Here is a 22,185-nt window from a genome sequence, read left to right on the forward strand (position 1 = left end):
TCACCTCCAGTGCACGTTGTAAACTGGTCCCTTTGGGCTTTCGTTGTAATAAGGGCGTGTACAATGTGGACAGCCTCTAGTTCTGAACGCCTCTTCTGGAACACCACCAAACCATCTGACGTCAATTATTCTATCATTTTGATCAAAAATGATATCCTTCGGTGTTATCAGATCCTTTTCCAAAAGATATATCGAAAGCTGGATCCTTCTGTAACGCTCCAGAGAAGGCTTTCCTTTCTTCTCCAGAGCGGTACCCTTTATGGGAGTGAAGGCAAAAAGAGAGAAGGTGATTTTTCTCTCCTTTGTCCAGAGGAAAAATTCGATGATATCTCTATCTCTCTCTCCCAGTCCCACTATAACGTGCGTTGTGATCTTCCCCGGGAACATTTCCGAGGCTTTCTCAAGGATGGAAAGATGTCTTTCGTAGTTTCCACCTCTGATCTTCTCGAAGAGATCTTTTCTCGGAACGTCCACAGCGATTCCCACTCTATCGACTCCCAGTTCGAAGTACTCTGACACCTCTTCCAAACTGACTGGCCTTACACTCAGAGAGACAGGTATTGTGAACCTTGGAACGATAGAACGGAGAGCCTTCCTGTAACCTGGCTGGGAGATGACTTGAACACACACCCTTTTGAAATGAACGTTCAGTTTGTCAAGAAGATCACTGGAGATCTCTTTCCAGACAACCCGGGAGAGGAAATGTGAAGGGGAAGTGGAAGACCTTGCTTGGGAACAGTATAGACAATTGTACACACACCTCTCACCGAGCATGAGGTATGCTGTGTCCATACCGAAGACAGTTTTCCCTTCCAACCTTTGAAGTGTTCCTACTGAGGCCCTCAGTATCATTGCTCCACCTCGAACCTGTACACTCTTCCAGATTTTTTCAGATATATGAAGCCGTCCTTCACAGATACTTCGAAGCCGTTGTACGTTCCGGGAACAGTTTGACCCGCTTCGATCCTCATGAGAACACCGTTTGCCGTTCTTTTTGCGATCTCCCGTTCTCTGTACAACACAAACCTCTTCCTGGCCTGAACCGCAACTTCACAAACCATCAAAAAGGCCATCGTCACAATGAACAGGGCAAAGAGAGTTTCGAGAATCAACGAACCTAACTGAACAGAAGATAAGACAGGATCAGAAGTATCCCCATCACGAGCAAAGCCAGAACGAATGCCAGGAAGAAATCCGAACTCGTCACCGCCTGAACAGGTTGTGCGTACTTTCTTGAAGGCGGCTTTTTTTTCTCTTTTGATGCTTTCTTCCCTTCCAGTATTTCCCCGATTTTTTCCATCCATTCTTCATCGGAAGTCTTCACCCTGTTTTCACCGTACTTTATCTTCAGGTTTGGCGACACTATGGCCTTTCCGTAGATGCCCTCGTCGAATTCAACTTTTAGAAGGTAAAAGTTGCCACTTTTCGTCTTTATGAGTTCTTTCGATATCAGCTTTCCTGGAAGACTCGCCACATTCTCTGTTCCAAACCTCTCTCTGAGAAAATTCTTGAATTTTTCAGAAATTTCGCCATTTCCATAGTTGAGGATCACAAAATCCACCACGTCTTCAACGTCTATCTCCTTTATGGTGACACCGTTCAAGGGGTCGAGAACGGGAAAGATCTCGGGGAGGTTTTTGAGATCTTCCCTTTGGAGGACGCTGAACACCGCCTCCGTCGAAAGTTTTTCGAAGTGTTGCTTCACCGCCTCAAGAGATACTTCTTCGAAGTTCAATGGGGTGGCGACAATTTCCACCTCAGACTTTTCAGACCACTCCCTCAGGATATCGGAGATGAACACTCTCAAGGCTTCGTGATCACCATTTTCGGTGAGCCTGAACAGCTCGCTTCCGATGAGACGGAGGTTCTGTCTTCTGGACTGTATCAACCAGAAGTCGAAGAACTCATCCGTCAGAGTAGAGCTCTCCGCAACATCCACCAGTGCTTTCTCCTTTTTTATTCTGAAATCTTCGAGAAAATCCTCGAAACCTCCAGTAAGGTCGACAGAGTACTTCCTTGCGTATCGGCCAGGGACAACGAAGAAGTCGTATTCAGGAACCTGATTCAATTTTCCAAGAAAATAACCCTGGACGACTTCCGATGTCAGCTTTGAGGTTGCCCTGAACTTCACAAAATAGAGATCCACCCATCATTCCTCCCTGGGCAAGACAAAGTCTCCTGACTCCAATTTCTTTGTTTTAAAGTCCTCGGGCTTTACACCAACACCTATTACACAGTTTTTCCCAATTACCACGCCGTCCGGTATCGTTGAATTCATTCCCACCACCGTCAAAAGTCCCGTGTAGATCTTGGAATCAAGTTTGCTTTCTGCGTCCTCACCCACTCCCATTTTCACGTTGTTTCCTATCTTCACATTCTCTGCCACTATCACGTTTTCCAGATAACAATTTTCTCCTATCTCTGTCTTCGTCATTATCACCGAGTTTTTCACGACGGTACCCTTCCCGATCCTTACTCCCTGAAAGATCACAGAATTGAAAACTTCTCCGTACACTTCTGCACCCTCGCTAACAAGAGAAGTGGAAGTTTTCGCCTCCGGTGCCACGTACGCCGGTGGCATCTCTTCAGAATGGGTGAAGAATCTCCAATTTGGATCGTAAAGGTTGAAGGAAGGAACGGGAAGAACGAGTTCCAAGTTTGCTTCCCAGTAAGATCTGATGGTCCCCACATCCCTCCAGTATCCATCGAACCTGAACGCATAGAGGGACCCTTTGTTTTCTCTTAAAATCCTCGGTATCACATCTTTTCCGAAATCGTGCGAACTGTTCGGATCGTTTTCGTCCTCTATGAGAACCCTCTTCAGGAATTCATAGTTGAACACATAGATTCCAAGGGAAGCAAGATTTGAGCGAGGCTTTGGTGGTTTTTCCTCGAAGTCCACGATTCTCCCTTCGACGTCCGTTATCATGATACCGAATCTACTCGCTTCCTCCAGAGGCACCTCCATACAGGCTATCGTACCGTCTGCTCCTTTCAACAGATGATAGTCTATCAAGTCGTTGTAGTTCATCGCGTAGACGTGGTCACCGGATAGAACCAGAACGAGCTCTGCATCGTTTTCTTCCAGAAATTCCAGGTTCTGATACACCGCGTTCGCCGTTCCCTTGTACCAGTCAGATTCGTTTCTTCCAACGTAAGGTGGCAGGATTTCCACTCCTCCGTCCTTTCTGTCCAGATCCCAGGGTCTACCTATTCCTATGTGTTTTGCCAGAACGTGTGGTCTGTACTGCGTGAGTACTCCTACTCTGTATATACCGGAGTTCACACAGTTGCTCAGCGTGAAATCTATGAGGCGGTATTTCCCCCCAAACGGTACAGCGGGTTTTGCTACCCTTTCAGTGAGAACACCGAGCCTCGTTCCCTGCCCACCTGCCAAGATCATCGCAACTACGTTTCCCATGATATCTCACCTCACAGAACAGCCCTTTTCTCGAAAACAGGAAGATCACCACTGCCTTCCACGACCCGTCCTTCCCGCACAATACAGTTCTTATCGATTATCACGTTTCTCAGAACCGCACCTTCCTCCACAACCGTGTTTTCCATGATTATCGAGTTCTCCACGACCGCACCAACCTTTATTCTGACGTTTCTGAACACAACAGAATTTCTCACGGTACCGGCGATCACGCTTCCATCGGCTATCAGGGAGTTTTCCACAATGGCGGTCGATGTGAACTTTGGAGGTGGAAGATCCTTCAGCTTCGTGTATACCTTGCCGTTTCTGTAGAACAGTTCATCACGGACTTCCTTTTTCAAGATGTCCATGTTTATTCTGTAGTATTCGTGTATTCCTTTCTTCACATTTCTCCAGTACCCATCGAACCTGTAAGCGTACACCTTCAATTTGTCCAGATTTGGTATCACCACATCGAGTAGAAGATCGTATTTTCCCTGTGGAACGGTCGCGTAAAGAAGTTCTTTGAGAAGCTCTTTGTTGAGAAAATAAACTCCGAGAAACGCAATGTTCCCCTTCGGTTTTGCGGGTTTTTCCTCTATCTCCACAACCCTCATATCCTGATCGAGTTGTACGATTCCATACTCGCTCAAGTTGTAGGTTTCATCCAGTTCTTTCACAAGCAGTGTGATGTCCGCCCCTCTTTTGAGATGGTAATTGAACATATCCTTGTAGATCATCTTGTAGATGTGATCTCCCGATCCTATGAGAACGTGATCTTCTTCCCCTCGCCTCAAGATGGTCATGTTCTGAAAGATGGCATCCGCCGTTCCCCTGTACCACACTTCCCTGTTCGGTCCAACGTAGGGTTGAAGGATGAAGAGACCACCGCTTTTCCTGTCGAGGTCCCACTCTTTCCCGGCCCCCAGATGATCCATGAGGCTTCTTGGATTGTACTGGGTCAGGATACCGACTTTTCTGATACCGGAGTTCACCATGTTACTCAACGTGAAATCTATCGCTCTGTACTTTCCGAAAACAGGAACAGCAGCACTGGCTCTGACCTTCGTCAGAGGCCACAATCTGTCGCTCTTTCCACCAGCGAGGATCAAACCGAGCACTCTCATCTTCTTCACCTCTCTTCTTCCTCATCGAAATTCTATCACCCCCAGCTTCCCTCAACGAAACCGTTGGAGAGTTTTTTCAAAAGGTTGAGGATGGAATTGGTCACAGGATCGGGATATTCCCTGATGACAAGGAAGACCCTCTCTCCAACACTTCTCATAGCAGACAGGAAACCCGCTACCCTGAGGACATGCCCCACCGCCTCCGGAAACACCAGAACATCTGCTCTTTCCACTTCTTCAACCGTTCGTTCCGGTACATCGAGCATCTCTTCGAGGCTCACACCGTAGCGTTTGGAGAAAAGGTCCAGCATGGCACAGGAAAGAGAGAAAAGCACCTTGGGGTGTTCTGGAAAATACTCTTCGAGTTTCTCAAAAAGACCAAATATCTGCGCGGATTTTGCTTCTTTCAGAAGTGCTTCGTACTCTTCCAGCACAGCAACCACTATCTTGTAGTTTTCCCCCAGACTTCTTTCCGGAACGATTGAGGAGATTCCTTTGAATTTTCCCTCCACCAGTTCCAGTCTGATGATTTCCCTGCCCTGCCATTTCTCCAGATGATAGGTTACAATCATAACCTTCTCACCTCTCTGGAAAAGTTTTAAATAAGGTGTTAGAATTCCTTCAGGGGTGGTTCAATAATGACTATATCAACAATCGTCTCGATTTTGAAAGATCAAATTCTGAAGGTCAACGCCCCTATGGATCTGGAAATCTCTGGAATCTCCAACCACACTTCCAAGGTAAAGAGAGGAGATCTTTTTATCTGCAGAAAGGGAGAAAAGTTCGACTCCCATGAGATAATTCCAGAAGTAATCGAAAAAGGAGCTGTGGCCGTTGCGGTGGAAAGAGAAGTGAATTTCGATGTTCCAAGCATCCTGGTCTTCGATTCGAGGTACTTTGAAGCAAAGCTGGCGAGTCTGTTCTTCGAGGATCCCTGGAAGGATACCCTCACCTTCGGAATCACGGGCACGAACGGGAAAACAACCACAACGTTGATGATCTATCACATGCTCACATCGATGGGAGTGAAGGGGAGCGCCCTCACCACAGTGGTAAAGAACGTTCTTGGAAGAACCTATTACGAAGATATCACCACTCCCGATGCGATCACCGTTCTCTCTGCCATGAAGGAAAACAAAGACGGTGGAGGAAAGTTCTTTGCCCTTGAAGTTTCCTCCCACGCACTCGTACAGAAGAGAGTGGAAGGTGTGAGGTTCGACGTTGGCATCTTCACCAACATATCACGTGATCATCTGGATTTCCACGGAACTTTCGAAAATTATCTGAAGGCCAAACTCCATCTGTTCGATCTTTTGAAGGACGATGGTTTTGCCGTTCTGAACGAATCTTTGTCCGATGCCCTTCATCGAAGGGTAAGGAAGGTCACTTTCGGTACATCCAGAAATGCAAACTACAGACTGGGGAACATCGAAGTGAGTTGGGAGGGAACATCCTTCGTACTGGAAACGCCGGATGGCTTTCTGAAGGTTTTCACAAGAGCCATAGGTGATTTCAACGCGTACAATGCAGCAGCGGCCATAGTCGCTCTTCACCAACTGGGGTTTGATCCAAAAGAACTCGCCGAATCCCTGGAGAGTTTCACGGGGGTTGAAGGAAGATTTGAGGTCGTGAAAGCGGCAAAAAAATTGGGCTTCAACGTCATCGTTGATTTCGCCCATTCACCGGATGCCCTGGAAAAACTGTTAAAAAACGTCAGAAAGATATCGAAGGGAAGAGTGATCGTTGTGTTCGGGGCGGGGGGGAACAGCGATAGAGGCAAACGCCCCATGATGTCGAGGATTGCTTCCGAACTTGCAGATGTGGTGATACTCACGACGGACGATCCAAGAGGTGAAGATCCAGAACAAATAATGGAGGATCTGATAAAAGGGGTGGACAAGAACAAGCCCTATCTTGTGCTCTTCGATAGAAAGGAAGCCATAGAGACAGCCCTCACGATAGCGAACAGGGGAGACACCGTTGTCGTCGCCGGTAGGGGTCACGAAAAGTACCAGATAATAAGTGACGAAAAGAAGATCCCGTTCCATGATAGAGAGGTGATTGAAGAGATACTGAGAGAAAAATTGAGGGGGAGGAAATTCGTCCAGTGAAGGAGCTCCTTGGAAGAAGATTCGTTCTGAACTCAAAAGAGGTGAAGAAAGGAGACGTTTTCGTCGCTGTAAAGGGAAAAAGATTCGATGGTCACGATTTCATAGATGAGGCTCTAAAACGCGGTGCTCATGCTGTCATAGCAGAAAGAGCAGTAATGCGCTCGGACAGGATCGTTCTTGTCAAAAACACGGTGGAAACGTTGGCAGAACTTGCCCGCCTGAAATTGAACGTCTCTCCGAAAACGATAATTGGAATAACAGGCTCGAACGGAAAAACAACAACGAAGGAAATCCTTTACGAACTTCTGAAGAGAAAAAGGAGTGTTTTCAAAACCCCCGGCAACATGAACACGGAGTATGGCCTTCCCCTTTCCATACTGAACGAGTACGGTGGAGAGGAGATTCTTGTTCTTGAGATGGCCGCAAACAAAAAAGGGGACATCGCACATCTGTGTAGTATAGCACCCCCCGACGTGGCGGTTTTGCTGAACGTGGGAAGTGCCCACCTGGAATTCTTCAAAAGCAGGGAAAACATCATGGAAGCCAAACTCGAAATCGTAAAACACTCGAAGAAAGATTCTACTGTCGTCACACTCTTTGACGATGACGACCTGAGAAAGAAGGTGCCAATTCTTAGAGAAAACGTGTTGTTCTTTGGAACAAAGGGTGGAGATGTCTTTTTAGAAGACTGGTGGTACTACGAAAACTCCACCATCTCTGAGTACCGGATGTTCGGTTCATCTTTCACGATCAAATTACCGGGGTTCTGGAACAGAGGACAACTTCTCAATCTCGCTGCCTCACTCTGTGTCATGAGGATCCTTGGAGAGAAGGTGGACATTATCGAGTTATCCAACCTGAAGGTCGTTCCGGGGAGATTCAACGTGAAGGAAGTGGAAGGAGTGAGGATCATCGACGACACCTACAACGCCAGTCCAGAAGCCTTTCAAATGGCGATAGAGGCGCTTCTCAAATTCCCCGGCAGAAAGTTCGCCGTTGTGGGAGCGATGAAAGAGCTTGGAGAGGAATCGAAGAAACTTCATGAAATGCTTGGAAAACAACTCGATGCTCTGGATGGTGTGTACGTGTTTTCAACGGAACCCGAGGCGGGGTGGATAAAAACCAGAAAGAAGGTGCTCGAAACAGACAGTGCGGAGGAGATCGCCAGAGATCTCTCCACGAAAGTCAGGAAAGGAGACGCTGTGCTCTTCAAAGCCTCCAGAGCGGTTAGAATAGAAAGAGTTCTGGAGATCTTCGAAAGGGAGCTGAAAAAAGGATGATAGCAGCAAGCTTTCTTTTGAACCTTCTGATCTATCCGTTCCTGATAAACCTGTTCAGAAAAAAGAGTGTGGGACAGTACATAAGAAAGGAAGGCCCCGATCTTCATGGATACAAAGAAGGAACACCGACGATGGGAGGCATTCTGTTCGTCCTGATCGGACTTTTGTTTGGCGCGCTTTTAAAAGAAAATAGTGTGATCCTCACCGGAGCATTTTTGTTCTTTCTCATAGGTTTTCTCGATGATTTCCTCAGCATTGCAAAGAAAAACTCCACCGGTCTGAGAGCGTATCAGAAGGCTCTCCTTCAACTCGTCGCTGCTTCCGTTGTGATCGCTTTTGCCCGGCCAGAAATGGCCGTCGATTTCTTCGGTATCAAACTGGAAATGGGCGTTTGGTACTACCTGCTTGCACTGATCGTGATCGTGGGAAGTTCGAACGCAATGAACCTGACCGACGGGCTCGATGGCCTTGCAGGATGGGTCTACATCAGTGGAGCCATTCCGTACTGGTTCTTTCTCAAAGAGAAGGGTTTTTCAGAGAACATCATCATCCTTCTGTGTGCGGGAGTTCTGGCTTTTCTCATCTTCAACTCTAAACCAGCCAGGATCTTCATGGGTGATACGGGATCTATTGCACTGGGTGGGACGCTGGGTGTTGTCTCCGTTCTCACCAAGACGGAGTTCTACCTGATCCTGTTTTTCCCGATACTGGTTGTTGAAACACTGAGCGTGATCCTTCAGGTTCTGTCCTTCAAACTCTTCAAAAGAAGAATCTTCAGGATGTCACCCCTTCATCATCATTTCGAGCTTCTCGGCTGGAAGGAAGAAAAGATCGTGGCGGTCTTCACCGTTTTCAATCTGATATCTTCTCTGATAGCCCTCGAGGCCTTCGGGGTGATAGGATGAGGATAGGTCTTCTTGGATTCGGAAAGAGCAACAGAGCACTTCTGGACTATCTTCTGGAAAATGGGGAAGTTGAGATCTTCGTGAGCGAAGAGAAAAGACTCGATGACGATACGAAGAGTTATCTGAGAAAGTGCGGCGTTGATTTTGAGGAGGAAGGCAACACCGAGAAACTTCTGGACTGTGATGTCGTGTACGTCAGTCCCGGTGTGAAACCTCGCTCGGACATCGTCAAAAAACTGCTTGCAGGTGGTGTGAACATATCCACAGAACTTCAGTTTTTTCTGGACAGAGCAGACAAAGAAAAGGTTATAGGCATCACCGGAACGAACGGAAAGAGCACTTCTGCTGCTTTAATGCACCATGCCCTCTCACATCAGGGGCTGAAGGTCTTTCTGGGTGGAAACTTCGGAACACCCGCTGTGGAGGCGCTCGGAGAAGATTACGACTATTACGTTCTGGAGATGAGCAGTTTTCAACTCTTCTGGTGTGAAAGACCTCGAGTTTCCAGGTTTGTACTTTTGAACATATCGGAGGATCATCTGGACTGGCATTCTTCGTTCAAAGAGTATCTCAACTCGAAATTGAAACCCGCTTTCTTCCAAGAAGAGAAGGACACATTCGTGTACAACAAGAACATAGAGACTCTGGAAGACCTGAGCAGAGTGAAATCGAAAAAGATCCCGTTTTGGACAGAGGACACCTTCGTTGAAGAAAACAGATTGGTCCTCCAGGGAAGAAGTTTTCCACTACCAGGATCCTATCCGCACCAGATGAAGGAGAACATCCTGGCGGTTTCCGTTCTGTACAATGAACTTTTCGGTGATGTAGAAGGATTTCTGGACTCTCTCAGAAGTTTCAAACTCCTTCCTCACAGGATGGAGTTTCTCGGAAAGATAAAGGGAAGATCCTTCTACAACGATTCCAAGGCAACTTCCACCCACGCTGTTTTAGGGGCTCTTTCGAACTTCGACAGAGTCGTTTTGATAATGTGTGGCATCGGAAAAAAGGAAAACTACTCTGTGTTCATAGAGAGGGCAAAACCCAGAGTGAAACATCTGATCGTGTTCGGTGAGATTTACAGAGATCTCAAACCGTTTCTGAACGATGTTCCTTACAGCACTGCCTCTGATCTGGAAGAGGCGTTCAGAAAGGCATTCGAGGTGTCAGAAGAAGGAGACGTGGTCCTGTTCAGCCCGGGCGGTGCCAGTTTCGACATGTACGAAAACTACGCAAAGAGGGGGGAACATTTCAGAGAAATCTTCGAAAGATACAAAAAAGAGGAGGGTGAGTCTTGAACGAAAGATCCCTCGTGTTCTTTATAATCGTCCTTCTGTGTGTTGGTTTCATGGCTCTCAGCAGTTTCGAAATGGTGCAGGACTACATAAGACCCACAAGTGAGCGTTCTGTGATCTTGAATCACCTTCTGAAACTGACGGTGGCTCTTGCTTTCTTCGTGGTTTTTCTGTACACCGACCACAGACTACTCTTCTCAAAACAGGTGATAGTGGGTGGATACATCCTTTCCCTGGCACTGTTGGTGGTTGTGCTGATTCTTCCAAGTGGAGAGACAGGAGCACACAGGTGGATCGATCTTGGCTATTTTTCCTTTCAACCTTCCGAACTGGTCAAGATATACACGATCCTCTTTCTGGCATGGTATGTTGAAAAAAACCAGCTGTACATGAAACGTCTGTTCAGGGGATTTCTGAAACCTTTACTTCTGGTGTCTCCGTTTCTTTTTCTCATACTCGTGGAGCCAGATTTCAGCACCTTTGTTTTGCTTCTTCTCACCGTTTTGCTGACTCTCTACGTTGCCGAAACACGTGGTGTATACGTTCTGGCGTTTTTCCTGATAGGTGTGATTTCCTTCATCTACACGTATAAAATGGGGATTTTGGATAACATCCTGAGGAGCTATCAGATGCAAAGAATCGTTTCTTATCTGAAAGGAAACGTTTCAGAGCAGGTGATGAGAGCCGTTGAGGCGATAAGAAGTGGGGGGGCTGTGGGGAAGGGTCTTGTTCTGGGAGAAGAAAAGCTTTTTGTTCCGGTTGTGACCAGTGACTTCATACTGGCGATAGTTGGAGAAGAACTTGGTTACATCGGTCTTGGTGTGGTTCTCTTCTCCTTCTACGGATTAATACACAGCCTCGTGAAAGTGGTCTCAAGAATGCAGCCTGTACTTTCTGTTAAAACATTCATTTCAGGGTTTGCGATTCTGACCATGCTTCAGGTGATGGTGAACGTCGGTGTTATATCTGGAATCTTCCCTGTAACAGGGGTGACACTTCCTCTGGTGAGTTATGGAGGAAGTTCTCTTCTTGCTACGATGATAGGGTTTGGCATAGTCGGTAACATGATCCTGGAGAGTGAAAGAGAATGATACGGGTGGCAGCCGCCGGTGGAGGTACGGGCGGGCATCTTTACCCTTTGCTTGCCATACTCGAAACACTCTCCAGAGATGTGGAAGCAAAAGTTTTGTTCTTTGCCGTGAGGGGAAAGATAGACGAAAAAGTCGTGAAACAGCAACATCCAGAGTACGAGGTAGTCACCCTGGACGTTAGAGGCTTCTTCAGGCCACTCTACCATCCAAAGAACTTCTGGCGGGGCGCGAAGGTGGTCAACGCGATTTTGAAAGTAAAAAAAGAACTTCACCGGTTCAAACCCGATGTGATTGTTCTCACCGGTGGATACGTTTCAGGAGTTGTGGGACTTGCGGCAAAAAACATGGGAGTTCCCATCTTCTTGCACGAGCAGAACGTGGTACCCGGTCTTGCGGTGAAAACTGTGGCAAAGTACGCTAGAAAGATATTCGTCTCTTTCGAGAGAACAAGAGAGTTCATGACAGAGTGGGAGGACAGGGTCGTCTTCACAGGATGTCCTGTGAGAGAAACAAAAGAGGAGGTAAATCTGGAAGACTTTGTCCTTGTTCTTGGTGGAAGTTTGGGGAGTGACCTGATAAACAGCCTGATGGAGGAAGTGTACCGCAGGATCTCCCGTGTTCGTTTTGTCCACTCTACGGGATCTCAGAGATGGGCAGAAAGGCTCTCTGTGTTTCCGAACGTCACGGCGCATCCTTACATAGAAAACATGTCTTCTTTCTGGAAAAAGGCACACGCGTCCATCTCCAGAGCGGGTGCGAGCACGATAGGTGAAATGATCTACTACGGAGTGCCCGGTGTTCTCATACCCTGGGAAGGTTCGGCAGAATCACACCAGCTCGAAAATGCCCTGGAAGCTGAAAGGCTCGGTTATGCGATCGTTGTGAGGGAAAAGGAAGCCACTCCTCAGAAGATAATTGAGGCTATTGATAAAACAATGAAAAAAGGTAAAATAGAGAAGATGAAGGAAAACCCTGCAACGATAATCTCGAGAGAAATACTGGGGGAGATAAGGTGAAAATTCACTTTGTTGGTATCGGTGGAATCGGAATGAGCGCACTTGCACTGCACGAATTTTTCAGTGGGAACGAAGTTTATGGTTCCAACATAGAGGAAACGGAAAGAACCACGTATCTAAAAAAGTTGAAAATATCCGTCTTCATCCCTCACTCTGAGGAAAACTGGTTCGACCCGGATGTCCTGGTCAAAACACCGGCCGTTCGCGAAGACAATCCTGAGGTAATCCGCGCAAGGAAAGAGAACGTACCGGTCGAAAACAGGCTTTCTTACTTCAAAGTGATCCTCAAGCGGGAAAACAGGGAAGAATTTGCTGTCACAGGAACGGATGGGAAAACCACCACAACGGCCATGATCGCCCACGTTTTGAAAGAATTGAACAGATCTCCCACGGTGTTTCTCGGAGGGATCATGGATTCGCTGGAACACGGTAACTATGAAAGTGGAAAAGGACCTGTTGTGTACGAACTCGACGAGAGTGAAGAGACTTTTTCGGAATTTTCCCCGAACTATCTGATCATCACAAACGCCAGAGGAGACCATCTAGAAAACTATGGAAGCTCGATTTCAAGGTACAGAGCCGCATTCGAAAGAATCAGCAAGAATTCAGATCTGGTGATAACCTTTGCTGAAGACGAGATCACATCACATCTTGGTGATGTAACTTTCGGTGTGAGAAAGGGAATGTACACACTGGAAATGAGAAGTGCGTCCCGCCTTGGCCAGAGAGCGATTGTCGAAAAAAACGGAAAGAGATACGCGGAACTGAAACTCAAGATTCCAGGCTTTCACAACATACTGAACGCTTTGGCATTGGTGGCCCTCTTCGATTCTCTGGGATACGACCTGGAAGAAATTCTGAAAGCTCTGGAAAAATTCCCTGGTGTTCGAAGGAGATTTTCGATATCGTATCATGACCCGGAGAACAACATATACGTGGTCGATGACTACGCGCACACCCCAGAAGAGATTAAAAACCTTCTTCGAACGGCAAAAGAAGTCTTCGAAAACGAAAAAGTCGTGGTGATCTTTCAGCCCCATCGTTATTCGCGTCTGGAAAGGGAAGATGGAAACTTCGCAAGAGCACTTCAGCTGGCGGACGAGGTGATAGTGACAGAAGTCTACGATGCGTTCGAAGAAAGAAAACCCAACGTCTCCGGGAAGACCATCTGGGATTCACTGTTGGGCCTTGGAAAAGAGGCAAAATTTGTGGATGATCTTTCTCGGCTGAACAGCGTTATCGTTCCCAGAGACAACACCGTGTTTTTGTTCGTTGGAGCAGGGGATATCGTTCACTACTCAAAAAAGTTCGTGGAGGCGCTTCAGAGCTCCACCAACTCTCCTTCGCGCGTTTCTGGATCGAAAAGGTAAACGGTCGATCTTCCAGTGAGATATCCACATAGCTCCCCTGGATTGATAACCAGGGTTTTTCCCACTTTCCTCACATCGATTCGATGAGTGTGACCGTAGAGCACCAGATCGTACTCCTGGGAATTTGCAACGGTTTCTATCAGAATGGGCTCGTGCATCATCACCACCTTCAGGCCATCTGCTTCGACAACAGAGGGTGGCTTCACTATCCTTCCATCGCTTCTTCTGTGAAGGAGCAGAACTTCTCCATCATTGTTTCCAAACACCCCGTGAAATTCCACTCCTTCTTTCAGGAGCTTTCCCAGAACGAAGGGTGCCACAAAATCTCCGCAGTGAAATATCCTCTTCACCTTTTTCTCAAAGATCAGGTTCTCAACCTTTTCCAAAACCTTCATGTTATCGTGGGAGTCACTCAAAATCAACCACATAACCTCACCCCCAGAAACGATCTGTCAGCAAGATGATAGCCGATGAAACGATTGTGGAGAAGGTGATCAACCCACTCGCCAGTTCGGAATCGTAGTCCTTCTCTATGGAGTAGACAAGAGTCATAATGGCAGATGGAAGAAGCGGAGAAAGAAACAGGTTCATCTTTTCAAACGACGAGAGTGTAAACATCCTTACCGCAAGAAAAGACACGATGAATCCCAGAAGATACTTCACAGCACCCGCCACCGCTATCAACCGGGCCTTCCTGAAGACCGACTTGAAACTCAGGTAATATCCAACGAGGAAGAAAACCAGAAAAGCGTTGGCGTTCTTTATCGTCTGTGCAACTTTGAGGACCATCCCCGGAGGAGAAAACCCGAACAGGTTGAGGGTCAAACTCAACATAAGAACAAGAAAGGGCGGAAACTCAAAGACTTTCAGAACTCCCTTCACACCTGATCTTTCCGCCACTGCTTTGCCCACCCCGAATATGAAAAAAGAGTTTCCCAGATCGAAGAGAGCATAATTCACAACAGAATCGACTCCCCAGAGGCTTTCGGCCAGAGGGTACATGAACAAACCCGTGTTGAACCCCACAAAAGACAAAACGATGGGAATCCTCACTCTCGGATCCTCTATTCTTGAAAAGACGAGCAATGCAACCGAAATCAAAACCAGATTGCTCAGCACCCCAGTCGCTGTGAAGGCAAACTTGGAAAAGTGAAACCGCGCGGTGGTCAGACTGTAAAAGACGGCCGCCGGCAGGGTGAAGTTCACCACCAGCTTCGACAGGATCTTTCCCGTTTCTTTCTCGAAGAATCTCTTCGTCAGGTACCCAATCAGTATCACGATTGAAAACTCCATTCACTGCACCCCTGGTAGAATTTTATCAAACAGAAAGGGCGCCTTCTTGGCGCCCTCTTTATCTGTTCTTGACACTTATCTTTCTCGTGGCTTTTTTCTTTTTGAATTCACAAACGCCCGCAGGGCACTCCCTAGATTCAATGTGTACTCTGAATTCGTCTTCGAAGTTGTCGACGATCGAAAGCAGCGGCACCGGGATGCTCTGGCCAAGCCCACAAAACGATGTTTCACCCGCGTTTTCTGCCACCTTTCTGAGAAGATCCAGATCCTCTTTCCTTCCCTCTCCCCTGCTTATTCTCTCGAGAATTTCAACGGCGATCCTCGTACCCTCCCTGCACGGTGTACACTTACCACAGGATTCGTGTTCAAAGAACCTCATGACGGTGAGTGCAAGATCCACCGCACAGTGTGATTCGTCCGCAACGAGTATGACACCAGAACCAAGAGAAACGCCGTATTTTGCGTACGAATCGAAATCCAGAGGTACGTCGAGCTTATCGGGACCTATGAACGTTCCCGCACTTCCTCCTGTCTGAATCAGTTTCAACTTCCTTCCTTTCTCCACACCTCCGCCGAATTTGAAGATCAAATCTCTGACCGTTACACCCATGGGTACCTCTACGATCCCCTTCCTCACCACGTTTCCCACAAGTGAAAAGACCTTGGTGCCGGGCGACGATTCCGTGCCGAACTTCCTGAACCAGTCCGCTCCGTTCAGAATGATCCTTGGAACGTTCACGAAGGTTTCGACGTTGTTCACGACTGTGGGTTTTCCAAAAAGGCCTGAGGTCGGTGGATATGGAGGCTTCAGTCTGGGACGCGCGGGCTTTCCCTCTATAGACTCTATCAGTGCGGTCTCCTCACCCGCCACATAAGCACCGGCGCCGAGTCTGATCTTCAGATCAAAAGAAAAGCCTGTTCCAAGGATGTTTTCACCCAAAAATCCGTACTCGTAAGCCTGCTCTATCGCCCTCTTCAGGATCTCGATGGAACTGTAGTACTCTCCCCTGATGTATATGTATCCCTTTCTCGCTCCAACTGCATATCCTGCTATGATCATGCCCTCTATCAGGGAATGCGGGTCTCCCTCCATGATGAGCCTGTCCTTAAAGGTACCGGGTTCTCCCTCGTCCGCGTTACAGAGAACGTACTTCTGATCGGAAGAAGCCTTGTAGGTGAACTCCCACTTCAAGCCCGTTGGAAATCCTGCACCACCCCTTCCTCTGAGACCACTCCGCTTTACCTCTTCTATTATCTCCTCCGGTTTCATCTGAAGGGCCTTTGCGAGGGCAAAGTATCCGTCCCTTGCTATGTACTCTTCTATGCGCGTGGGATCTATTTCTCCCACGTTCTTCAGGACGATACGTGTTTCTTCCGATACCTTTTCCGCCTCCACTGTTCCCTTTATCTGATCTCTCGATACCTCAAGATCTAGAATTCTTCTTCCCTTCAATATGTGTTCTTCGAAGATCCTCTTCACATCGTTTTCACTCTTTACAACGTAGTAGACATCATCCGGAAGAATGGAAACGATCACACCCTCAGGATAAACTCCCATGCTTCCCGTTTCCAGCACGTCTACAAAATCCGACAGATTGTGATTTCTGACAAGATCTCTCAGGTAATTGAGAAAGTGACGTGCCCCCATCAGAACACTGTTGGAGTCCACCGAAATGAGAACGGTGATCGGTTTCATTTTTCTTCACCTCTCAATCTGTTTATGAGGTTCTTCACTTTCTCCGGTGTCATGTTTCCGTAGTACTCGTCGTTCACCATGATCACAGGTGCCACACCGCAAAGTCCCAAGCAGCTTGTCATCTCAAGGGTGAACATGTTGTCGGGAGTGGTCTGACCGAAGTCTATTTTCAGGATCTCTTTCAACGCCTTCACCACTTCTCTTCCGTTTTCCACGTGACACGGAAGACTCTCACACACTCTGATCACGTACTTTCCTTTCGACCTTGTGGAGAACATCGTGTAGAAGGTGAGCACTTCGTAGACCTTTGAGAGGGGAACGTTGAGCTCTTCCGAAACGATTTCGGCTGCCTCGGGTGGTATGAAGTTTTTGAAACGCTTCTGGATCTCGTGAAGGGTGTTTATCAGGATATCTCTCTCTTCCGCCGATTCTTTTGCCTTCTGGATGATCTCAACTACTGCTTTCCTCATGTACCTTCCCCCTTCGTCAAAAATTTCACAATTATTCATAGAAAATTATACCACTTCTAGCCGCACATTCAGAAAAGGTTCTTCAACCAGTCAAAGAACGGTATCAGAACGAGTGCTGGAAGAAGATTTCCCACCCTCACTTTTTTCAGCTCGAGGATCCTTATTCCAAGGCCAAGTATCATGATTCCTCCTGTTCCAACGAAATCGGCTATGAAGACGTCACCAGTGAGGAAAGTGAGACTTCGTGCAAAGACAACCAGCAACCCCTGAACGATGAACACGGAAAAAGCAGACAGAAATACCCCCGATCCCAGGGTTGCCGTGAGTACAACGGCGGAAACGGTATCCAGGACCGTCTTTATGAGTATCAACTCGGCGTTTCCAGAGATCCCTATGTTTATAGAACCGATGATCGTCATTGGACCAACGAGAAAAAGCAAAGAAGACGCAAGAAAACTCTCTGCAAATCCACGAGAATCTTTAAACCTTCTGCCGAGGTTTTCTATTCTGTCCTCGATTCTCAAAAGCTCTCCAATTACTCCTCCAGCGACAAGAGAAAGCAGTATCAACAAAAAGTCGTTTCCCTGGATGATCATGCGCACACCTATTCCCAGGGTGGTGAGCCCAATCACCGTGAAAAGAATTTCGTGGAGCTTTTGAGGAATCTTCCTCTTGAATATAGCACCGATAAAAGCACCAAGAAGTACACCAAGAGAGTTCAAAATGACGGCGTAGTGGAACATCATGCCAACCTCCCGCTCTGCGCGAACACACCGAATATTCCTCCTGTATGGACGAATAGAATCTTCTTTCCAGAAGACCTGAACATCTCCAGTGTTCCTCTGAAGGCCTTCGAGGTGTATACTGGGTCAAGAACGATCGCTTCCTTCGCTGCGATCTCCTTTATAACGTTCACATCTTCATCGGAAGGAACGGCATAGGCCGGTCCTCTGAACGAATCCACTATCTCGAATCTGGGTTCTTTCACCTCCACGCCGAGTTTTTCCATATCCCTAACGATCTTCTTCACTTTTTCAACGAAGTAATCTGCATTTTTCGTTGTGACGTTCACACCGATCACCGGTACACGATAGCCCAGGAAAGAAAGAGCTGTCGAGATTCCCGCTATCGTTCCACCACTTCCCACGGCACAAACGATTGCCTCGAACGATTCTACATCAATCTGATCCTTCAACTCCATCACCATGTTGAAATAACCGAGGGCTCCCAGGGCGTTCGATCCTCCCTCCGGTATGATGTAGACTCTTTCTCCCCTCTTTTCCCTCTCTTTCCTGTACTCCAAAAAGATCTCGTCGATGTTATCGTACTCTTCGGAAGATACCTCCACGATTTCTGCTCCAAGGAGCATATCCAGCAGGAGATTTCCGTTCAAGACTTTTTCACCTTTTCTGAGGAACAGAACGGGTTTTAGCCCGAGTTTTTTGGAAACGTACGCAGTTGCCCTGGCATGGTTCGATTGAAGACCCCCACAGGTGAAAATTGTTGTCGCTCCCTGTTTCAGAGCATCTCCCATCAGGTATTCAAGTTTTCTGATCTTGTTTCCAGAACCAAGAAGCTCTGTGAGATCGTCTCTTTTGATGTAGAGATCGAATCCGTACTCTGCCGAGATTTTCCTCAAAAATTGAACGGGAGTTGGCTTGATGGCAAGATCGATTCTCATAACCACCCCTCCTTTCGTTTGTTAGAATTGTAACACGGAGGGATGTTGAAATGATCGGAGAGAAGATCATCTCGTTTGAAACGATAGATTCCACGAACCGATTTCTGAAAGAATATTTCTCAAAATACCCCAGTGGAACGGTTGTAGTTGCCCTGGAACAAACTTCGGGATACGGTAGAAACAAAAGAAAATGGTATTCGTCAAAGGGTGGTCTGTGGTTTTCCGTACTATTCAAGCCAAGAAAACAGGTAGACACAACCTTCTATACCAGGGTGTTTTCCGTTGCTGTTGTGAGAGCACTGGAGACCTTCAAAGTTCATGCGGACATAAAATGGCCAAACGACATTTACGTACGCGGCAGAAAACTCGCAGGAATTCTTACAGAGGGGATCTTCGAAGGAAAAAAGCCGCTGGCGATAGTTGTGGGAGTGGGTATGAATGTGAACAACGAAATTCCGGATGAACTGAAAACGAGGGCGGTCAGTCTGAAGGAAATCCTCGGTAGGGAAATACCTCTGATGAAACTACTGGGATTGATACTGAAAAATGCCCGGATGCTTTTCAGAAAATACACCAGGAAAAAAGAGGCACTGACGAGGATCTGGAAAAGACACCTGCTCCAGAAGGAAGGAAACATCGTTACCTTTTCAGAAAACAACCAGGAAAAGAGAGGAAAGATCCTGAAAATCCTGCCAGATCATCTGCTCGTCGAAACCGATGAAGGTGTCAGGAAGGTCTATTCACTCTCTCTTCACTGAGAATTTCGTACCCTCCGTTTCCCACCACTCTCAGTTTCACCTTCTTTGTGGGAAGGAACACCTCCACCACATCACCGTCTTTCACCTCGTAAGAGGCTTTGGCCGGTCTTCCATTCACCAGAACCATCTGTCCCTTCAAAAGTTTTTGTGCAGCGGTCCTTCTCTTTACGACCGAGATCTTCAGGAACACATCCAGCCTCATATCCGATACACCCTGTCTATCAACTCTTCATCTCCCATCGAAAAAGGATCTTCACCCGATAGAAGAAGCCTTCTCATCGTCTTCAACCTGGTCGTGAGGTAATGAACATCGATTTCTCTCAAAAAATCTTCTCTTGAACCATCGAAGATCTTTCTTCCATTTTCCAGAAACACCACACGATCCACATGCTTTATCACCGTCTCTATGTCGTGCGAGATGATGACAACCGTTCTTTTCAGTCTCTTCCATTTCTCTATTACCTTCAAAAGATCGCCCTTTCCTTCCCTGTCGAGTCCCACAAGCGGTTCATCAAGCATTAGAACGTCCGGCTCGTGCACGATCACAGAGGCAATGGCGACCCTCCTCTTTTCACCTCCGGATAGAAAGAAGGGTATTCTATCCTTGAACTCATCGAAGTTCAACCCAACAAATTCCATCGCTCTCTTCACGAAGGGAACGGGATCTTCATCAGGGTAAAAGTTCCGCACAGCGAAAGCGATCTCATCGAAAACAGTTTCTGCAAAGAACTGATCTTCTGGATACTGGAACGCTATGCCTATGTGTTTTCTCACCTCGTAACCCTTTCTCTGTCTTCCATCGTACAGCACCTGTCCACCGGTAGGCTCTATCAAACCCGCAATGATCTGAAGGAGGGTGGATTTTCCAGATCCGGTGTTTCCAGCAACGAGGAGACACTCTCCCTCCTCGATCGCAAGATCGATATCTCTGAGTGCGATTCTCTCCAAAGGGGTTCCACGGTAAAAGACATAGGTGACGTTGACGACTTCGATCTTCATGTTGAAAATTATAACAAAGACCGACCGTCTCTTCAGCCACATACGTGGTAAAATTTAACGAGAGGTGAACAGAAGGATGAATCTTTTCGAGCAAATCAAAAATCTCTGGAAGAAGATCTCCGATTTATGGAACTCCATGCCGCGGGAAAGAAGATTTCTGGTAGGGGGCATCGCAGCGGCCCTCATAATATCTATCGTTCTCTTTGCAATAATAGCCGCCACCCCACACTACAGACTCCTTGTTGCTGGCCTCAGCGAAGAAGAGGCGGGAACGATCATTCAGAAACTCGAAGAGATGAACATTCTCTACAAAGTCTCCCCAAGTGGAGACATTTACATCTCCGACAAATACAACGTCTACGAGTTGAGAATGAAACTCGCTTCCGAAGGAATACTTGGAGGAACAAGACGGGGTTTCTCCATACTCAGCGAAAACTCGTTCGGGGCCACCAGCTTTGACAAACAGGTGAAATACCAGATCGCTCTACAACAGGAACTTGAAAGAAGTATCATGACCATCAGGGGAGTCAAAGACGCCCGGGTCCACCTGGTTTTGCCGAAGTACACCTATTACGTCCGCGGAGAGATGGCTGAACCACGTGCCTCCGTCCTCGTTGTGCTGGAACCCGGTGCTGAGCTCACACGAGAGCAGGTAAGAGGAATCGTTGAACTCGTCTCGGGAGCCGTTGAGGGGTTGAAACCAGAAAATGTAAGAGTGGTGGACAACTACTCCAGATCGCTCAGTGACATGCTGGAAAGTGACGAAGGAACCTTTTTGGCGTCCAGTAAACTGGAACTGAAACAGCAACTTGAGAAATACTACGAAAACAAGTTGAAGAAAGCACTTGAGAGCGTTTTTGGTCCAGGAAGGGTAGAGGTGATTCCCGATGTTTCTCTGAACTGGACGAAGATAGAAACGGAAATGAAAAGGTACGAAGCACCGGCCAGAAGAGAAGGACTGGTCAGAAGTCAGGAGACAGAGACTGAAAGAAGCCAAAATCTGCCTGTTAGTGGCGGTGAAGTCGGAACTGAGTCGAATATACCTCCTCTTAGCTATCCATCCGTGAGCGGCGAGGGAACGAGTACATACGAGAGAACCCACACCATCACCAACTACGAGTTGAACGAGATCTATCAGAAGATCCTTCAGAACCACGAAGGGGAGATATCGTCTCTTTCTGTTGCTGTCATAATCGACGCTTCCTCCACAGTTCTTCAAAGCAACAACAACTGGAACAATATCATAAACGACCTGGTGGAGAAGGGGATCGGTTCTGTCACCTCTTCCGCTTCTTTGAGCGTTGCGGTGGCGTTCTTGCCTTTCGACAGAACGATTGAAAGAACCCTGCAGAGGGAATTGGAGCAGCTTCAGGCAAGAAAGAGGTTCACCATGTACTCGCTTGGAATCGCCATCCTTGGTTTTCTCACCTTTCTGCTCGTGTACATCCTGATAGTGCAGATCCGAAGAATCAGGGCCAGAAAACTGGCAGAAGAAAGAAGAAGAAAGCTCGAAGAAGAGATAAAAGAAGTCCTCCAGGAAGAGATGAAAGAAGAAAAAGAACTCTTACCCGAAGAGAAGGAACTGATGGAACTCATAGAAGAGCTGGAGAACATCTTCATCCGATCACCCGCTGATATCGCTGAGATAGTCCGTCTGTGGTTCTTCGAGAGGGGATGA

At 47.3% G+C, this 22,185-nt stretch carries 23 protein-coding genes; 9 read left to right on the forward strand and 14 right to left on the reverse strand.

Annotated features, from left to right (window positions below):
* Genes AS006_RS00975 through AS006_RS01000 form a run of 6 tightly spaced genes read right to left on the reverse strand, consistent with a single transcriptional unit; the run spans nucleotide 1 to nucleotide 5,117 of the window.
* Nucleotides 1–852 (reverse strand): radical SAM protein, encoded by an 852-nt coding sequence (locus tag AS006_RS00975; protein ID WP_101512519.1) that lies wholly within the window; start codon nucleotides 850–852, stop codon nucleotides 1–3.
* On the reverse strand, nucleotides 849–1,112 hold the full coding sequence (locus tag AS006_RS00980) for a hypothetical protein (protein ID WP_199167249.1): 264 nt from the start codon (nucleotides 1,110–1,112) through the stop codon (nucleotides 849–851). The genes AS006_RS00975 and AS006_RS00980 overlap by 4 nt, the downstream gene beginning before the upstream one ends.
* A 5-nt stretch (nucleotides 1,113–1,117) precedes the next feature.
* Nucleotides 1,118–2,146 carry a DUF4899 domain-containing protein gene (locus AS006_RS00985; protein ID WP_101512520.1) on the reverse strand — a complete coding sequence of 343 codons (1,029 nt, stop codon included), beginning with the start codon at nucleotides 2,144–2,146 and terminating at the stop codon, nucleotides 1,118–1,120.
* Nucleotides 2,147–2,149: 3 nt separating this feature from the next.
* Complete coding sequence (locus AS006_RS00990) at nucleotides 2,150–3,421, reverse strand: glucose-1-phosphate adenylyltransferase (RefSeq protein WP_101512521.1); 1,272 nt, start codon at nucleotides 3,419–3,421, stop codon at nucleotides 2,150–2,152.
* Nucleotides 3,422–3,432: 11 nt separating this feature from the next.
* A complete protein-coding gene (gene glgD, locus AS006_RS00995; RefSeq protein WP_101512522.1) occupies nucleotides 3,433–4,545 on the reverse strand; it encodes a glucose-1-phosphate adenylyltransferase subunit GlgD in 1,113 nt (370 codons plus the stop codon).
* A gap of 35 nt (nucleotides 4,546–4,580) precedes the next feature.
* Nucleotides 4,581–5,117, reverse strand: a complete 537-nt coding sequence (locus AS006_RS01000; protein WP_101512523.1) for a hypothetical protein — start codon at nucleotides 5,115–5,117, stop codon at nucleotides 4,581–4,583.
* Nucleotides 5,118–5,183: 66 nt separating this feature from the next.
* On the opposite strand from AS006_RS01000, the gene AS006_RS01005 reads away from it, so the two are divergent.
* The 7 genes from AS006_RS01005 to murC are packed head-to-tail and all read left to right on the forward strand — an operon-like array spanning nucleotide 5,184 to nucleotide 13,610.
* On the forward strand, nucleotides 5,184–6,656 hold the full coding sequence (locus AS006_RS01005) for a UDP-N-acetylmuramoyl-L-alanyl-D-glutamate--2,6-diaminopimelate ligase (RefSeq protein ID WP_101512524.1): 1,473 nt from the start codon (nucleotides 5,184–5,186) through the stop codon (nucleotides 6,654–6,656).
* On the forward strand, nucleotides 6,653–7,936 hold the full coding sequence (gene murF / locus AS006_RS01010; protein ID WP_101512525.1) for a UDP-N-acetylmuramoyl-tripeptide--D-alanyl-D-alanine ligase: 1,284 nt from the start codon (nucleotides 6,653–6,655) through the stop codon (nucleotides 7,934–7,936). Before AS006_RS01005 ends, murF begins: the two co-directional genes overlap by 4 nt.
* Nucleotides 7,933–8,841: a phospho-N-acetylmuramoyl-pentapeptide-transferase gene (gene mraY / locus AS006_RS01015; protein WP_101512526.1), complete on the forward strand. Its 909-nt coding sequence runs from the start codon at nucleotides 7,933–7,935 to the stop codon at nucleotides 8,839–8,841. The genes murF and mraY overlap by 4 nt, the downstream gene beginning before the upstream one ends.
* Nucleotides 8,838–10,136: a UDP-N-acetylmuramoyl-L-alanine--D-glutamate ligase gene (murD, locus tag AS006_RS01020; RefSeq protein ID WP_101512527.1), complete on the forward strand. Its 1,299-nt coding sequence runs from the start codon at nucleotides 8,838–8,840 to the stop codon at nucleotides 10,134–10,136. The genes mraY and murD overlap by 4 nt, the downstream gene beginning before the upstream one ends.
* A complete protein-coding gene (locus AS006_RS01025; protein WP_101512528.1) occupies nucleotides 10,133–11,224 on the forward strand; it encodes an FtsW/RodA/SpoVE family cell cycle protein in 1,092 nt (363 codons plus the stop codon). Before murD ends, AS006_RS01025 begins: the two co-directional genes overlap by 4 nt.
* Nucleotides 11,221–12,240: an undecaprenyldiphospho-muramoylpentapeptide beta-N-acetylglucosaminyltransferase gene (gene murG / locus AS006_RS01030; RefSeq protein ID WP_101512529.1), complete on the forward strand. Its 1,020-nt coding sequence runs from the start codon at nucleotides 11,221–11,223 to the stop codon at nucleotides 12,238–12,240. The genes AS006_RS01025 and murG overlap by 4 nt, the downstream gene beginning before the upstream one ends.
* Nucleotides 12,237–13,610 (forward strand): UDP-N-acetylmuramate--L-alanine ligase, encoded by a 1,374-nt coding sequence (murC, locus tag AS006_RS01035; protein WP_101512530.1) that lies wholly within the window; start codon nucleotides 12,237–12,239, stop codon nucleotides 13,608–13,610. The genes murG and murC overlap by 4 nt, the downstream gene beginning before the upstream one ends.
* Here murC and AS006_RS01040 read toward each other — a convergent pair.
* The 6 genes from AS006_RS01040 to AS006_RS01065 all read right to left on the reverse strand — a co-directional run bounded on the left by AS006_RS01040 (nucleotide 13,562) and on the right by AS006_RS01065 (nucleotide 18,750).
* Nucleotides 13,562–14,038: a metallophosphoesterase gene (locus AS006_RS01040; RefSeq protein WP_101512531.1), complete on the reverse strand. Its 477-nt coding sequence runs from the start codon at nucleotides 14,036–14,038 to the stop codon at nucleotides 13,562–13,564. The two genes, murC and AS006_RS01040, sit on opposite strands and share 49 nt — an antisense overlap.
* A 4-nt stretch (nucleotides 14,039–14,042) precedes the next feature.
* Nucleotides 14,043–14,903, reverse strand: a complete 861-nt coding sequence (locus AS006_RS01045; protein WP_101512532.1) for an AEC family transporter — start codon at nucleotides 14,901–14,903, stop codon at nucleotides 14,043–14,045.
* Between the two features lie 58 nt (nucleotides 14,904–14,961).
* Nucleotides 14,962–16,599, reverse strand: a complete 1,638-nt coding sequence (nuoF, locus tag AS006_RS01050) for an NADH-quinone oxidoreductase subunit NuoF (protein ID WP_101512533.1) — start codon at nucleotides 16,597–16,599, stop codon at nucleotides 14,962–14,964.
* Nucleotides 16,596–17,069 carry an NAD(P)H-dependent oxidoreductase subunit E gene (gene nuoE, locus AS006_RS01055; RefSeq protein WP_101512534.1) on the reverse strand — a complete coding sequence of 158 codons (474 nt, stop codon included), beginning with the start codon at nucleotides 17,067–17,069 and terminating at the stop codon, nucleotides 16,596–16,598. Before nuoE ends, nuoF begins: the two co-directional genes overlap by 4 nt.
* 68 nt (nucleotides 17,070–17,137) lie before the next feature.
* The gene (locus AS006_RS01060) at nucleotides 17,138–17,812 is read right to left on the reverse strand and encodes a DUF554 domain-containing protein (protein WP_101512535.1); all 675 of its coding nucleotides are present in this window, start codon (nucleotides 17,810–17,812) and stop codon (nucleotides 17,138–17,140) included.
* Nucleotides 17,812–18,750: a D-cysteine desulfhydrase family protein gene (locus AS006_RS01065; protein ID WP_101512536.1), complete on the reverse strand. Its 939-nt coding sequence runs from the start codon at nucleotides 18,748–18,750 to the stop codon at nucleotides 17,812–17,814. The genes AS006_RS01060 and AS006_RS01065 overlap by 1 nt, the downstream gene beginning before the upstream one ends.
* A gap of 50 nt (nucleotides 18,751–18,800) precedes the next feature.
* On the opposite strand from AS006_RS01065, the gene AS006_RS01070 reads away from it, so the two are divergent.
* Nucleotides 18,801–19,508 carry a biotin--[acetyl-CoA-carboxylase] ligase gene (locus AS006_RS01070; RefSeq protein ID WP_101512537.1) on the forward strand — a complete coding sequence of 236 codons (708 nt, stop codon included), beginning with the start codon at nucleotides 18,801–18,803 and terminating at the stop codon, nucleotides 19,506–19,508.
* Here the strand turns inward: AS006_RS01070 and AS006_RS01075 are convergent.
* Together AS006_RS01075 and AS006_RS01080 are read right to left on the reverse strand one after the other, a co-directional pair.
* Entirely contained in the window at nucleotides 19,477–19,710 is a 234-nt protein-coding gene (locus AS006_RS01075; protein ID WP_101512538.1) for a S4 domain-containing protein, read from the reverse strand. The genes AS006_RS01070 and AS006_RS01075 overlap by 32 nt on opposite strands.
* Complete coding sequence (locus AS006_RS01080; RefSeq protein ID WP_101512539.1) at nucleotides 19,707–20,549, reverse strand: energy-coupling factor ABC transporter ATP-binding protein; 843 nt, start codon at nucleotides 20,547–20,549, stop codon at nucleotides 19,707–19,709. The genes AS006_RS01075 and AS006_RS01080 overlap by 4 nt, the downstream gene beginning before the upstream one ends.
* 34 nt (nucleotides 20,550–20,583) lie before the next feature.
* Here AS006_RS01080 and fliF point away from each other — a divergent pair, with 34 nt between their 5' ends.
* Nucleotides 20,584–22,185: a flagellar basal-body MS-ring/collar protein FliF gene (fliF, locus tag AS006_RS01085; protein WP_101512540.1), complete on the forward strand. Its 1,602-nt coding sequence runs from the start codon at nucleotides 20,584–20,586 to the stop codon at nucleotides 22,183–22,185.

The sequence above is a fragment of the Thermotoga sp. SG1 genome, assembly GCF_002865985.1.
Classification (GTDB): Bacteria; Thermotogota; Thermotogae; order Thermotogales; family Thermotogaceae; genus Thermotoga.

Coding starts and splice junctions, on each gene's coding strand:
- AS006_RS00975 (WP_101512519.1), bottom strand. CDS start 852: ATGATACTGAGGGCCTCAGTAGGAACACTTCAAAGGTTGGAAGGGAAA.
- AS006_RS00990 (WP_101512521.1), bottom strand. CDS start 3,421: ATGGGAAACGTAGTTGCGATGATCTTGGCAGGTGGGCAGGGAACGAGG.
- glgD (WP_101512522.1), bottom strand. CDS start 4,545: ATGAGAGTGCTCGGTTTGATCCTCGCTGGTGGAAAGAGCGACAGATTG.
- AS006_RS01000 (WP_101512523.1), bottom strand. CDS start 5,117: ATGATTGTAACCTATCATCTGGAGAAATGGCAGGGCAGGGAAATCATC.
- AS006_RS01005 (WP_101512524.1), top strand. CDS start 5,184: ATGACTATATCAACAATCGTCTCGATTTTGAAAGATCAAATTCTGAAG.
- mraY (WP_101512526.1), top strand. CDS start 7,933: ATGATAGCAGCAAGCTTTCTTTTGAACCTTCTGATCTATCCGTTCCTG.
- murD (WP_101512527.1), top strand. CDS start 8,838: ATGAGGATAGGTCTTCTTGGATTCGGAAAGAGCAACAGAGCACTTCTG.
- murG (WP_101512529.1), top strand. CDS start 11,221: ATGATACGGGTGGCAGCCGCCGGTGGAGGTACGGGCGGGCATCTTTAC.
- AS006_RS01040 (WP_101512531.1), bottom strand. CDS start 14,038: ATGTGGTTGATTTTGAGTGACTCCCACGATAACATGAAGGTTTTGGAA.
- AS006_RS01045 (WP_101512532.1), bottom strand. CDS start 14,903: ATGGAGTTTTCAATCGTGATACTGATTGGGTACCTGACGAAGAGATTC.
- nuoF (WP_101512533.1), bottom strand. CDS start 16,599: ATGAAACCGATCACCGTTCTCATTTCGGTGGACTCCAACAGTGTTCTG.
- nuoE (WP_101512534.1), bottom strand. CDS start 17,069: ATGAGGAAAGCAGTAGTTGAGATCATCCAGAAGGCAAAAGAATCGGCG.
- AS006_RS01060 (WP_101512535.1), bottom strand. CDS start 17,812: ATGTTCCACTACGCCGTCATTTTGAACTCTCTTGGTGTACTTCTTGGT.
- AS006_RS01065 (WP_101512536.1), bottom strand. CDS start 18,750: ATGAGAATCGATCTTGCCATCAAGCCAACTCCCGTTCAATTTTTGAGG.
- AS006_RS01070 (WP_101512537.1), top strand. CDS start 18,801: ATGATCGGAGAGAAGATCATCTCGTTTGAAACGATAGATTCCACGAAC.
- AS006_RS01075 (WP_101512538.1), bottom strand. CDS start 19,710: ATGAGGCTGGATGTGTTCCTGAAGATCTCGGTCGTAAAGAGAAGGACC.
- AS006_RS01080 (WP_101512539.1), bottom strand. CDS start 20,549: ATGTGGCTGAAGAGACGGTCGGTCTTTGTTATAATTTTCAACATGAAG.
- fliF (WP_101512540.1), top strand. CDS start 20,584: ATGAATCTTTTCGAGCAAATCAAAAATCTCTGGAAGAAGATCTCCGAT.